Here is an 11,976-nt window from a genome sequence, read left to right on the forward strand (position 1 = left end):
TCCATGCTATGACAACCATTGAGAAGCAATTGGGTGCTTCCCCTCGGAATCATCGATATATTTTGACGGTTACCATTATTGTGCTGATTCTGTTCATCTGGTCACTAGACACCGTAAGCTTCGAGGACGTGAATCAAAAAGGAATTTCGATTGCATTAAATATATTAACAGGTATTGTTACTCCCGATCTCGAACTGCTGTTCAGTCTAACGGAGCAAGGAGTGCTCTACCTGCTGCTTCAAACGACAGCCATCGCCATACTGGGAACACTTGTCGGTGCCGTGCTGTCTGTTCCGCTCTCTTTCTTAGCAGCATCCAATATCGTGCCAAAGCCTATCGCTTGGCTGACAAGACTGCTGCTCATTATGATTCGAACGATTCCCGCGCTCGTATATGGACTTATGTTCATTGGGGTAACTGGACCCGGACCGTTTGCAGGCGTGCTGACCATCGGACTCACCTCTATCGGCATGCTGTCCAAATTGTATGTTGACTCCATTGAAGAACTGGACAAGCAGGTACTGGAATCAATGACCTCTCTTGGCTGCAACACATTTGAGAAGATCCGCTACGGTATCATCCCACAGCTCTTTTCACTGTTTCTGTCGGTGACAATCTACCGTTTCGACATGAATATGCGTGAAGCCTCGATCCTGGGTCTCGTTGGTGCAGGAGGAATCGGTGCTCCTCTTATCTTTGCGATGAACAGCTACCGCTGGAACCAAGTCGGCTCCATTCTGATTGGCTTAGTGATTTTTATCCTTCTTATCGAATGGATGTCCAATCGACTTCGCTCCAAGCTCGTTAATGGCTAATCTTTTGAATCAAATATACCCTTGAGTTAAGCAGATAAAGGTATTGTGATATTGATTCTTTTATATTAAAAAAATCATTGCAAGCCAAAAACCTCCGAATGCATTCGGAGGTTTCTTTACTATGTTCTGAGCGGGAGAGTACAGCTGGTTTAGTAGATAACTCTCCAATTGTTATTGCAGGAAGCATGTATGGTTTCTCGCTTCATGATATAGTCTGCCAAAATTTCCGTCATATCTGTCGGGATCTCCCGTACGACAGGCTTGTTCACCAGCATGGAGAAGTTCCCTCCCCCTCCTGCCCGATAGCTGTTCATGACCACTTCATATTCAGCGTCATCCGCTAATGGAGAGCCTTTGAATAACAGCTTCGTGACTCGGCTTCCTTCAGGTCTGGAAATGTCCAATTCATATTCGATTCCTTCCCACATGTCATAATTAAAATGCTGCGGCTTCGGTTGAAGATAGCTCTCGGAGGTTCTAAGACCTATTCCATTCTCATCCAGACTGAAATAACGAGCATTCTGTTCTAGTGCAGCCCGGATATCGCTGCCGGTCAGAAGCAGCACTTTGAGTGTGTTAGGATAAATATAATTAGAAACGACATCTCTCATCGTAATGTGCTCGGTGAACCCTCTCGCTTCATTGGTAAAAATCGCTGCACAGGAGATGGGTGCCCCTGTTGTCTCCATCTGTACCCGGTTAACGAACTCCGTAAAGGCATGATCCCTCTGTCTTGCGGCCATGGGATCTGCAATCGACATATCCCCTTCGACTCTGCCAATCGGCTGATCCAGCCATGCCTGAGTTCTTCGTTCACCTTCGGCAAAGATCTGAAGAATTTCAGGATCTGCCTGTGCATCCTCTGCATACAGAAGCATGACATTCCTGTCACGGATCACCCATCCACCTTCCGGCTTGCGGCTAAACATCAATTGCACCTTGGATATCGCCTGTCCTGAAGAGCCCGGCTGTACATAGATCACGCCGTTCAGCTCTCCGGTAAGCAGACGATGCTGATGACCTGTGAGCAGCACATCAACACCGTCAAGCTGCATACACATCTCATAGCCCTGATTCTCTCCTGTCAGAGGCTCCGTGGCGTCTCCTGTATGAGGGTCACGCTCAAACCCGCCGTGATAGCTTACGACGATGGCATCCGGGTTCTCCATCTCCCGAATGTGAGTTACCCAGCGCTGCGCGGAGGCAAGCGCATCCTCGAATGCCAGACCTTGAATGTTCGAGGGTTCCTCCCAGTTCGGAATATAGTGGGTCGTCACACCCAGAACAGCAATTCGAATGCCCTCCTGCATCTCAAATAGACGATAAGGCTGTCCAAACGCCGGCCGGCCATCCGTCTCATTCACAATGTTAGCGGAGAGATAAGGGCATTTCGTATCCTCCATCGTGCGCTGTAACAGGTCCAGCCCGTAGTTAAACTCATGATTGCCAATTATCGCTGCATCATATTGCAGCGTATTTAACACAGTCGCTGCAGGATGGACACCCTTCCTATCGTACTTGGCATAATGATACATGAAGGGAGTCCCCTGCAATAGATCTCCATTGTCCACCAGCAGCAGAGACGGATCCTCCATCCTTTCTTTATGGATGAGCTCTGACAGCTTGGCAAAGCCGAGCGGCTTATCCCCCGGTCCCCGGTAGTCTGTTGGATAGATATGACCATGTACATCACTTGTCTGGAGCAGTGTAATCGTTACTGTATTTGTTGAATTCATTATTTTATGTATCCTCCCATGCTCTAAATGCGTAATACTCCCATTCTATTGTAAAAGAAAACCAATAACGCATCGTAAAGATTTGTTGATTTAAAGTTAATTATCCGTTTACAATGGTCCTCTGTATGCACACAAAAGAACCACCTTCCCTCATTACAGGAAAAGGTGGTCCTCACAATGCGCTATCTACTTGGTTTAAACAGAATCAAACCAGCCTTTTGCTCCGATTCTTTTTGTGATTCAAAAATATTTGTCTCAATCAGACCTGGACATACCACATGGACTGAACCGAGGTTCAAGTCACGAAATGCTGGCTTGGATTCCCTGACTCGGGGTGGAATCGCTCACGGAACTGGCCGTCCGTATACGAACCGATCACCTTCCGCCAGAAGGCCTGGGCAGCAACATTCGTACGGACCTGCGACACCTTCCATTCCCCCGGGAAGCGGCGGAACAGCTCCTGAGCTGCCCAGGTGCCAACACCGCTGCGACGATATTTTTGCATCACAAAAAACTCTGTCATATAGTAATCACCTTCACGGCGTTCGGACAATCGTTCAACTAGCGCAAATCCAGCAGGCACTTGTCCGCTTCGAATAAGAAAGGGGAACTTGTCCGAACGGATAAAATACTCGTTCAAGTTCGGATATTCGGGGAAGACACCATCACTGTTCACATCAATATCTAAATACTTGGTAAAATCATATAAATAGAATTGCATCAAATGCCTTATAACCTGGCTCTCTTCCCTGGATACAATGGTGAGGCTTAATTCCATTTTATATCACCCCGTGCTTGTTCTTTTTTATATACACTCTACGTCTATTAAACACGATTACACCGAGTCCATTCTACTAAACTATAAAACTTTCGTTTCTGACCTTCAAGCGTACTGTCTGATCTTCTTCCTTCTTCTAAGCCGGAGTGTTTTTCCTTTGAAAAATCAATGTGGTAAAATAAGGTCAATCCATAAATCTAATAAACCGGGGGTTACATTGCTATGCATATACAAAAAGAAACCGACCGCAAGAAGCTTGATGAACGTGTTGTAACCATGCCCTGGTTCGTTCAGCAATTCATTGACTACAAACTGCCGGACCTGTCACCCTCCACTCTGCTGGAGTATGTCAGGGATTACGATACATTTTTTACCTGGCTTCGTGCAGAGGGATTATCTGCGGCGGAGAAGAACTCGGATGTCACCTTGAAGGATCTGGAAGTACTCCGTATGGACAGCATCACAGGCTATCGGATCTACTTAACGACGAAGAGAGAAGGTGCGAATTCACGAATTACCATCTCCCGCAAGCTGTCCTCTCTTCGCTCACTCTTTCATTATCTCAGCCAGATTGCCGAGGATGAGGAGTTTTACCCGCTCCTGAAGCGCAATATTATGGCCAAAATCGAGATCAAGCGAGTTCATAAACCCAAGGATACAGCGGCCAAGCTCAAAGGTAAAATACTCGAGGAGGATGAGCTGCTTGAATTTATCGGCTACATATTAGAGGGATATGCGAAGGATGTCGAGAAGAACAAGCAAGCACTGTACTCCCATGAACAGAATAAGGAAAGAGATGCATGCATTGCTAGTCTTATTCTCAATTCAGGACTGCGGGTATCTGAAGTCGTGAATCTAAACGTTGATGATCTTGATCTTAATAACAAGGTACTTTATGTATACCGCAAGGGTAACAACGATGAGACCTTTAAGAATCCAGTCTATTTCCGAGAGCAGGCAAAAGACGATCTTCTCGCCTATATGCAGCTGCGGACACTTCGCTACCATACACCCAAAAGAGAAAAAGCACTCTTCGTCACGGTCCCCAATGGTCAAAAAGAAGGGAAACGCATGACAAAGCGTGCCATTCAAGCGATGATTATCAAGTATGCCAAACGCTTTGGGAAGCCTTATCTCACGGTTCATAAGCTTCGCCATTCCTTTGCGACCGACTACTATTTACAGAATGATATCTATAAGACCAAGGAGCAGCTGGGTCATGCCTCTACAGAAACGACAGAGGTCTATGCCCATCTAACCGACAAAACAATGTCCGAAGCTATTGAACGCCGCACCGAATCATAAAATTTGCAATCCCCGTGACATCGTCTCGATTGTAACAGGCTGCCGATTCAGGCAGCTGTTCTTTATCCAGCCATTCTGACTCGGCAGCAATAACTGCTCTCACCTGTTCCAGCTGAAGTAAAGCAAGATCCTCTTGTTCTCGCACCATCAGCAGCTTTGGATAAGCTGCATTCTTGAAGCCCTCCACCAAAATGTAATCATAGACAGAGAATCGCTTGATGATATCCTCAAGCGATGCACTCCGTTTCTCGATGACCGCATGTCTGGTATCAGAAATGACTGCAACGGCTTCCGCACCAGCTTCACTATATTTTCCACTGTCTGTGTTTGGATGATCTATATCAAAATGGTTATGCCCGTCATGCTTAATTACAGCCGTCGTATACCCTCGTTCTCTCAGCTCTTGCACCAATTTTGTAATGAGCGTCGTTTTCCCCGCATTCTTATACCCAATGACTTGCCAAATCCTCGATTGAACGCAGTGTGTATCATGAGAACTCATCCTGCTCCCCCTTCTTCTAGCATCCGGCTGCCGTGTTCATCTTAAGCAGCTCTACGGAGTCCCCTGCCTTAAGCCCTTTGGATTCTGGACGAACTATAATGAGACAATCACTATCCTTAATTGTGACCATGACACTCGACTCGTCCACTTTTGCCGCAGATGCGTATACTTTTCCGTCCTTAATGCTTAATTTGCCCCGAACATAACGAGTGAAATTGTTTACCTTGGAATAATCTTCTCCTAAGGTTGCGGTCCACTTCTCCAAATAAGGCGAATCCGATGCCTGCATCATTCGAAGAGTCGGTCTTACAAATAACTCAAACCCGACATAACATGCACCTGGATTACCCGACAGGGCGAACAGTAATTTACGCTGCACGACAGCAGCGGTGGTCACACTGCCAGGCCGCATCATGACCTTGTTAAACAGCATTTCTACATCATCCTGCCGAACAAGATCGCCCATAATATCATAGTCCCCGACAGAGACCCCGCCGGTCGTTATAATTACATCGTATTTCTGTACCGCTTCCTCCAGCATGCGCCGCGCAAGCTCAATATCATCCACGATCGAACCCAGCAGATGCGGTTCACCGCCGGCCTGCTTCACTTGAGATACGAGCATATAGCTGTTGCTGTTTCGAATTTTGCCGGGCTGCAGTTCTTCATCTACACGAAGCAGCTCTGTTCCTGTTGCGAAGACAGCGACCTGTGGCTTACGATATACCGGTACCTCATGAAATCCGAAGGTAGCAAGGACCGATATTTCTCCTGCAGACAGCAGCGTTCCCTTTTTGATCAGCAGGTCACCTTCTGAGATTTCTAATCCGATGGGTGTAATATTGGTGCCGGCTGTGATAGAACGTTTAAAACCGACAGCCTTAGCTTCAGCTTCATTTCGGACCTCGGTAGCCTCAATCATAACGACCGCATCGGCTCCATCCGGCACTTGTGCTCCGGTCATAATTCTGGCCGCTGTTCCAGAGTGAATAACTTTATCTGACGCATATCCGCATGGAATCTCATCAATGACTTGAAGCCATATTTGATTCGTACCCGAAGCCTCATGAAGATCGCTGCTCTTCACAGCATATCCATCCATCCCTGATCTCCGAAAATAAGGGTAGGGGTGCGGTGCGTGAATATCTCGACTAATCGTACGGCCATGCACCTCATCAATACTTATGAGCTCCGTGTCCATCTCCTGTATATAACTCGTTATCATCTGCTGAGCAGCTTCGACTTGTATCGCTTTACGATTAAACTTGGGATCTGTTGATAGATTTGTCATCCTATACTCCTTATGTTTATCATCTTTTTCCAAAGTGTAGCGGCTTCTTACGATCCCTGCAAGGCTTGCACAGCCTGATTCCATAATTCTGTTCAAAAAAAGAGCTGAATCTAAAGTGCAAATGCACTTTAGATTCAGCTCAGTTCTTCTTATTATTCCTTGCTTACCTTCGCCTCGTAATTCGACCGGAGCCAATTTTCGTTTTGGGCCTGCTGCTCTTCTTCGGAGATGAGAATATGCTTGATCCACTGCTCTTCCCTCGTTCAATCTTTCCTTTGCTAGAAGAAGAGGACGATGAGGAGCCTCGTTCGAGCACGCTGTTTCCTGAGGTTGACTTGCTTGTATCTCCTGAATCTCCCAGTCCTCTTCTAATAATGGATCCACTCTTGTTCGTCGTTAGTGGAGGTGCGATCGACTTATCGTTATCCGTCGGGGTCCGATACGTTCCTTGGGATGGTTTATAAGTCTTCTGAGTTGTGTAACCCCGATATTTCCCTGCGCCTTTTAACGAATCAAACATACTGTCGAGAATCGATGCCGTTATATAACCCTGGAGAAAAGAGGAGCTGTAGTTCTGTCTGACATATTCTTGCGAGTCCACTTCTATGAGCGTATCTTCCGGTGCTTCCGGGTCTTGCTGCAGATGATATAACTCATCAGGATATACTAGGAACATTCGCTCTGTATCCTGCGGAGATACTTCTTCCGGTGATCTCTCTTCCATCAGCTCATCTGCAACCTCAGGTACGGTCATACCCGCGGCACGATATACATACGAAGTTGAATTGCCGCTGCCATTCACAGATTCGAGCGGGTAGCTCTCTTTGACCGCAGATGCTGTTCCACATCCACTAAGTACAGAGACGAATAAACTGAGGACAAGTACAATTTTGATCATGTAAAAAAAACGCTTGTTCATGGTTAACCTCTCCTAGGTTGCCCGAATAACTTTAACATCTGCTGGAATGATGTGCTCTCCCTCGTACAGCATAAAACGTCCATTTTGCCATTCAATCCTGAGCAGGTGATTGTCATCAGACTGATACTGCCAGACATGCTGCTCTCCGCTCTGGGAGAAAGGAGTTCTTCCTGTTGTCAGTACATGCCCTGCGTATTGTTCTTCCATATGATAATCTCTGTCATCAAGCTCTATTGTTGTCGGTACTTCATCCGGGCTGTCGAGTCGCCCATCAATGGGCTGGTACAGTCCGTAGGTGAGTCGTTCTCTCTCTTCTATATGCAGGTACGCAAGCTGATTGCCGTCTTGAAGCGTAAGCACAACTGCATTACGTCCACGATTCTGCACTCTGCCGACGACCTCGTAAGTGATAAGTGATACCTCGCATATATCTCCAGGAGCCAGCTGCAGCATGCTCTTCTCTTGCGGTTCTGGCTTTGGCTTCGACAGCAGATTCGTTACTCTTTTCCATATACTCATTATCTATCAATCCCCTATTTCTTACTCGATCCTAATTATAGTGAAGCCGAAATGATCAGTGCCCCTACCATATGCAGTGTTCCGGAGAACAACCCATATCCAATCTTGCCCTGCTGCATGCCTCCATCAATATCAAAGGCAGCGAACCTGCGAATAATGAAATGGACAACCGCTTCGATCACAAGCAGAATGATAAAAGAAATAACGGAGACGATTAATGCGTCTCCTAAATGATACGAAACAGATATCGACGATGACAAAATGTAGCCTTGTGCGAACAGCTTCATAATGAGTCTCGTTGTCACCGCCATATTGCCTGCCTTCACTTCTGCAAAATCCTTATACTTCGTAAACAGCGAATCGATATACATCAGTATAAAAAGCAATACAGCTCCCGATCCTGTCCATACCAGCATGCGTAAAATATCCATAAATTCCATCTTGGCCTACATCCCCCACTGTTCAAGATAACTCCTCATGAAAAACGAAGGAGAAACTTTAAAGGTCTCTCCCTCGCTTATATATGTGCTGATCCTGTTATCCATTCTTAGATTGATCAATAAAACGCTCATTTATTGTCGTATTGCTTCATCAGCGCAGCGAGTTCGTCCTCAACAGCCTGGTCTTTGCCAAGATTCTCAAACTCTTCGTCGAGAGATTTATCCTTCTTGTTCATTTCATTGCTTGCTTCTGCTAAAGCTTCAGCCTGCAGCATTTTATCTTCCATCCGTTTCAGACCTGCAGTTGCGGAATCTGAGCTAAAATCATTCATTGCCTTGTTAATTTCAGTTTGTGCTTTGGCTGCATTATATCGAGCTACCAGAGTTTCACGCTTGCTCTTCATTTCAGCGAGCTGCTTACGCATTTCCTCAAGCTTACTGCGAAGATTATCAGCGGCTGCCTTGTTCTGTTCATAACTTGTCTTGTACTCTGTAAGCTTCGCTTCTGCATTCTTCTTCTCTTCCAATGCACGACGCGCCAGATCAATATTCTGCGCTTTGGCAGCGGTGTGAGCCTGCTCTTCACGCTTCTTAACCAACGCTTCTTGTTCCTCGTACAGCGCTTTGAATTTCTTCTCTAGGGCAATTTGAGAGGCAACCGCCTTTTCTGCGTCCTCCAGGTCTTCCTGCATATCACGAATATATTGATCTGTTAATTTAATCGGGTCCTCTGCTTTATCAATTAGTGCATTAAGGTTAGACATCGTAACATCACGCAATCTTTTGAAAAACGACATTTCGTATTCCTCCCAATGGTTTTCTATAAGCATTCTTCTTCATAACTCAGCAAGCTGCTTCTAATCCAATATTACGAATCAAGTTGAGAAGCGTTTCAAATAATTAAAATCCTCTTAAATAAGGCTTTGGTATAGACTGCTTGCCGCCAATGGCTTGAGATGCGTGCAGAGCCCAGTACGGATCACGCAGCATTCCCCGACCGACCGCAACAAGATCGGCTTGACCCGATTCAACCACGTTTCTCGCATCCTCATAATCCTCCAGCAGGCCGACAGCAATTACCGGAAGCTCCAGCTCATTCTTGAATTTATGAGCAAGATCCACCTGATATCCGGCTCTCGCCGCAGGACCTCCATCCGAACCGATCGGGCCCTCTCCTCCAGAGGTAATATGGAAGATATCTACACCCGCATCCTTATATTTTTGCCCGAGTTCAACCGCATAACGGACATCATAGCCATGATCTACATATTCCTTCGCTGAGATGCGCATGATGATCGGCATATCACTTGGAATCACTTCTTTTACCTCAGTGATGATCTCAACACCGAATCGTGACAAATCCTGGCCATATTCGTCCTCACGGATATTTGTGAGAGGAGAATGGAATTGATGAATCAAGTAACCATGTGCTCCGTGTATTTCAATCGTATCAAACCCAGCTTCTACTGCCCTTCTCGCCGCTTCTTTATAATCAATGACCAACTGCTTCACTTCTTCATACTCAAGCGCTCTTGGCATATCATACCGCTCGCTGAATGGAATGGCAGAAGGTGCAACAGGCGGTTTCGCATCTTGAGCCTTGCGGCCTGCATGCCCCAGCTGAATCCCGATCTTACAACCGTAGGAGTGAACAGCGTCCACCAGCCTGCGATAGGATGGAATGTGATCATCACTCCATAGTCCTGTATCCAGATTAGTAATTCTTCCATCCGGATGTATACCCGTCATTTCAACAATAATCAATCCCGTACCGCCTACAGCACGGCTGACATAATGTACGTAGTGCCACTCATTAGGAATTCCATCCTCCTCCGTAACACTGTATTGACACATCGGCGGCATGACCACGCGATTTTTTATTTCCAGGCCCTTTATCTTAATTGGCTCAAACAATTGGCTCAAGTGCTCCTCAGCTCCTCGTCCTTTTTTCTAGAATAATATCATCCTGCTAAGGTAATAACAAACAGGTAATGACTTGTAGTTATTCACGTTGTTGCATAAAGCGTTGCCGTTTAAGCCATTCAAATACATAAAAAAGGAGTTACAAGATTTATGAAGCGTTTGTCATTTTACATCTTCATTTTATTGCCCTGTATCGCCATTATTAGTGCTTTGATTTCCACGAATTTATCGGATGCCTTCTATAAGAATCATACCAATCCTGAGCAGCCGGCAGCCATTCAGAAGCCTGATTCTCCAAATGCTTCCTCAGAACATCATCCGCCGACTTTGGGACAGCTCCGCAAGAAATACAGCCATTACTTCCTGACCAATGGACCGAGAGTTAATAAGGTAGCTCTTACATTTGACGATGTTCCTGATCCTAGGTTTACACCTCAAATTCTAGATATTCTTAAGAGCCATGGTGTAACAGCTACCTTTTTCGTGAATGGTCATCGGATTGCGAAATATCCCGACATTTTTAGGAGAATTCATGAAGAAGGTCACGCCATCGGTAATCACAGCTACTCCCATCCTAACTTTAACCGATTGACCGTACCTGAATTTGTGAATGAAATTCAAAGAACAGAGCAGGCTGCCTATCCAATTATTGAATATTATCCAAAAATGATTCGTCCCCCTTATGGCGAGATTACCGAAGAACAATTAAAGTGGGCTGTAGACCACTCCTATCGTATTGTGAATTGGAATGTAGATTCGCTCGATTGGAAGGGACTCGGTAAAAACGAGGTTATACAAAACATTATGTCTGACATCAGACCAGGAGCGATTGTGCTTCAGCATGGTGGAGGTGGAGTAGGCTCAGATCTCAGCGGTACGATTCAGGCTCTTCCTGAGGTAATTACTAGGCTCCAAGCCTTGGGCTATGAGCTTGTCACGGTACCTGAGCTGCTCGGAATCAGCCTGGAAAAATAAAAAACTCGTGAAAGCCCCTGGCTCATCACGAGTTTGCTGATTATTCAAATATTTGAATTCAAATTCTTAGCTTATTCTTTAATGAAATATAATTTCACGTCCTGTATTCCGAATTCACTTACAAAGCCCGGACTTCCAGGAATGAAGATATCAATCTTGTTACCTTTTATTGCACCGCCAATATCCGTCGCCGTGGCTACATAAGCCTTATCAGGCAGCCCGTCATGGGAATGTCCTGTTACGAGTACCTTGGTACCAAGAGGAATGACATCAGGATCAACCGCAATGGTACCTAGCTTCAGATCATTACCGAAATAATCGACCGCTCCATATCCGCCGTTCTCCGCAGGATCGGAGGAGTAAGCTGTCGCTTTGACATTCAGTGTTTTGCTATAATCAAACGTCTTGCCCCAAGCCTCTACCACTTTGTTCGAGCTGTCTACATTTAAGCTTGCAGTCACTGCTTGGTTGCTGTTGCTGCCAGCCGCTTGAGCCGTTAATTTCGATGTCGTTGGAATGGTAATCTTCAGTCCGCCATAGATGTTGTATGGTGAGATATTATTATTTGCATTCATTAGTTGTTGTAAATTTACTTTATACTTTTTGGATAGGGTGTAAAATGTGTCCCCTTCTACAGCAGTATGAATCTTTGCCGCCTGCGCGGGAACAACCTGAACCATCAAAGCCGCACCTAAGATCGCTGCAGCAATGCTAGTCTTCTTGAAAGATTTAAACATATTGTCCTCCCTCATGAATTTGACTGACGTAAATAT

General features: G+C 45.7%; 13 protein-coding genes. 3 read left to right on the plus strand and 10 right to left on the minus strand.

From position 1 onward, the window contains the following. Positions 1–8: 8 nt before the first annotated feature. Positions 9–815 (plus strand): phosphonate ABC transporter, permease protein PhnE, encoded by an 807-nt coding sequence (gene phnE / locus BK126_RS11090; RefSeq protein WP_076312732.1) that lies wholly within the window; start codon positions 9–11, stop codon positions 813–815. A gap of 149 nt (positions 816–964) precedes the next feature. Here the strand turns inward: phnE and BK126_RS11095 are convergent, their stop codons facing one another. Both BK126_RS11095 and BK126_RS11100 read right to left on the minus strand, forming a co-directional pair. Beyond that, positions 965–2,551, minus strand: coding sequence for a bifunctional metallophosphatase/5'-nucleotidase (locus BK126_RS11095; protein ID WP_076312733.1), 1,587 nt, complete (start codon positions 2,549–2,551; stop codon positions 965–967). 295 nt (positions 2,552–2,846) lie between these two features. After that, positions 2,847–3,329 (minus strand): GNAT family N-acetyltransferase, encoded by a 483-nt coding sequence (locus BK126_RS11100; protein WP_076312734.1) that lies wholly within the window; start codon positions 3,327–3,329, stop codon positions 2,847–2,849. 222 nt (positions 3,330–3,551) lie between these two features. Here BK126_RS11100 and xerS point away from each other — a divergent pair, with 222 nt between their 5' ends. Beyond that, positions 3,552–4,634 (plus strand): tyrosine recombinase XerS, encoded by a 1,083-nt coding sequence (xerS, locus tag BK126_RS11105; protein WP_076312735.1) that lies wholly within the window; start codon positions 3,552–3,554, stop codon positions 4,632–4,634. On the opposite strand, the gene mobB is transcribed toward xerS, so the two are convergent. The 7 genes from mobB to BK126_RS11140 form a co-directional block, all read right to left on the minus strand. Continuing rightward, entirely contained in the window at positions 4,609–5,136 is a 528-nt protein-coding gene (gene mobB, locus BK126_RS11110; RefSeq protein WP_076312736.1) for a molybdopterin-guanine dinucleotide biosynthesis protein B, read from the minus strand. The two genes, xerS and mobB, sit on opposite strands and share 26 nt — an antisense overlap. Before the next feature lie 16 nt (positions 5,137–5,152). Beyond that, entirely contained in the window at positions 5,153–6,427 is a 1,275-nt protein-coding gene (locus BK126_RS11115; protein ID WP_076312737.1) for a molybdopterin molybdotransferase MoeA, read from the minus strand. A gap of 163 nt (positions 6,428–6,590) precedes the next feature. After that, positions 6,591–7,346 carry a DUF4247 domain-containing protein gene (locus BK126_RS11120; protein ID WP_076312738.1) on the minus strand — a complete coding sequence of 252 codons (756 nt, stop codon included), beginning with the start codon at positions 7,344–7,346 and terminating at the stop codon, positions 6,591–6,593. A gap of 12 nt (positions 7,347–7,358) precedes the next feature. Further along, the gene (locus tag BK126_RS11125) at positions 7,359–7,865 is read right to left on the minus strand and encodes a DUF4178 domain-containing protein (RefSeq protein ID WP_047910595.1); all 507 of its coding nucleotides are present in this window, start codon (positions 7,863–7,865) and stop codon (positions 7,359–7,361) included. Between the two features lie 35 nt (positions 7,866–7,900). Further along, positions 7,901–8,305, minus strand: a complete 405-nt coding sequence (locus BK126_RS11130; RefSeq protein ID WP_076312739.1) for a DUF350 domain-containing protein — start codon at positions 8,303–8,305, stop codon at positions 7,901–7,903. A 128-nt stretch (positions 8,306–8,433) separates the two neighbouring features. Beyond that, positions 8,434–9,102 carry a PspA/IM30 family protein gene (locus tag BK126_RS11135; RefSeq protein ID WP_076312740.1) on the minus strand — a complete coding sequence of 223 codons (669 nt, stop codon included), beginning with the start codon at positions 9,100–9,102 and terminating at the stop codon, positions 8,434–8,436. 103 nt (positions 9,103–9,205) lie between these two features. Continuing rightward, positions 9,206–10,228, minus strand: a complete 1,023-nt coding sequence (locus BK126_RS11140) for an NADH:flavin oxidoreductase/NADH oxidase (RefSeq protein ID WP_076312741.1) — start codon at positions 10,226–10,228, stop codon at positions 9,206–9,208. A 150-nt stretch (positions 10,229–10,378) separates the two neighbouring features. Here BK126_RS11140 and BK126_RS11145 point away from each other — a divergent pair, with 150 nt between their 5' ends. Continuing rightward, the gene (locus BK126_RS11145) at positions 10,379–11,203 is read left to right on the plus strand and encodes a polysaccharide deacetylase family protein (RefSeq protein ID WP_076312742.1); all 825 of its coding nucleotides are present in this window, start codon (positions 10,379–10,381) and stop codon (positions 11,201–11,203) included. A 71-nt stretch (positions 11,204–11,274) separates the two neighbouring features. On the opposite strand, the gene BK126_RS11150 is transcribed toward BK126_RS11145, so the two are convergent. Continuing rightward, on the minus strand, positions 11,275–11,940 hold the full coding sequence (locus BK126_RS11150; protein ID WP_076312743.1) for a 3D domain-containing protein: 666 nt from the start codon (positions 11,938–11,940) through the stop codon (positions 11,275–11,277). Between the last annotated feature and the right edge of the window lie 36 nt (positions 11,941–11,976).

This window comes from Paenibacillus sp. FSL H7-0326 (assembly GCF_001955535.1).
Classification (GTDB): domain Bacteria; phylum Bacillota; class Bacilli; order Paenibacillales; family Paenibacillaceae; genus Paenibacillus; species Paenibacillus shunpengii.

Coding starts and splice junctions, on each gene's coding strand:
- phnE (WP_076312732.1), top strand. CDS start 9: ATGACAACCATTGAGAAGCAATTGGGTGCTTCCCCTCGGAATCATCGA.
- BK126_RS11095 (WP_076312733.1), bottom strand. CDS start 2,551: ATGAATTCAACAAATACAGTAACGATTACACTGCTCCAGACAAGTGAT.
- BK126_RS11100 (WP_076312734.1), bottom strand. CDS start 3,329: ATGGAATTAAGCCTCACCATTGTATCCAGGGAAGAGAGCCAGGTTATA.
- xerS (WP_076312735.1), top strand. CDS start 3,552: ATGCATATACAAAAAGAAACCGACCGCAAGAAGCTTGATGAACGTGTT.
- mobB (WP_076312736.1), bottom strand. CDS start 5,136: ATGAGTTCTCATGATACACACTGCGTTCAATCGAGGATTTGGCAAGTC.
- BK126_RS11115 (WP_076312737.1), bottom strand. CDS start 6,427: ATGACAAATCTATCAACAGATCCCAAGTTTAATCGTAAAGCGATACAA.
- BK126_RS11120 (WP_076312738.1), bottom strand. CDS start 7,346: ATGAACAAGCGTTTTTTTTACATGATCAAAATTGTACTTGTCCTCAGT.
- BK126_RS11125 (WP_047910595.1), bottom strand. CDS start 7,865: ATGAGTATATGGAAAAGAGTAACGAATCTGCTGTCGAAGCCAAAGCCA.
- BK126_RS11130 (WP_076312739.1), bottom strand. CDS start 8,305: ATGGAATTTATGGATATTTTACGCATGCTGGTATGGACAGGATCGGGA.
- BK126_RS11135 (WP_076312740.1), bottom strand. CDS start 9,102: ATGTCGTTTTTCAAAAGATTGCGTGATGTTACGATGTCTAACCTTAAT.
- BK126_RS11145 (WP_076312742.1), top strand. CDS start 10,379: ATGAAGCGTTTGTCATTTTACATCTTCATTTTATTGCCCTGTATCGCC.
- BK126_RS11150 (WP_076312743.1), bottom strand. CDS start 11,940: ATGTTTAAATCTTTCAAGAAGACTAGCATTGCTGCAGCGATCTTAGGT.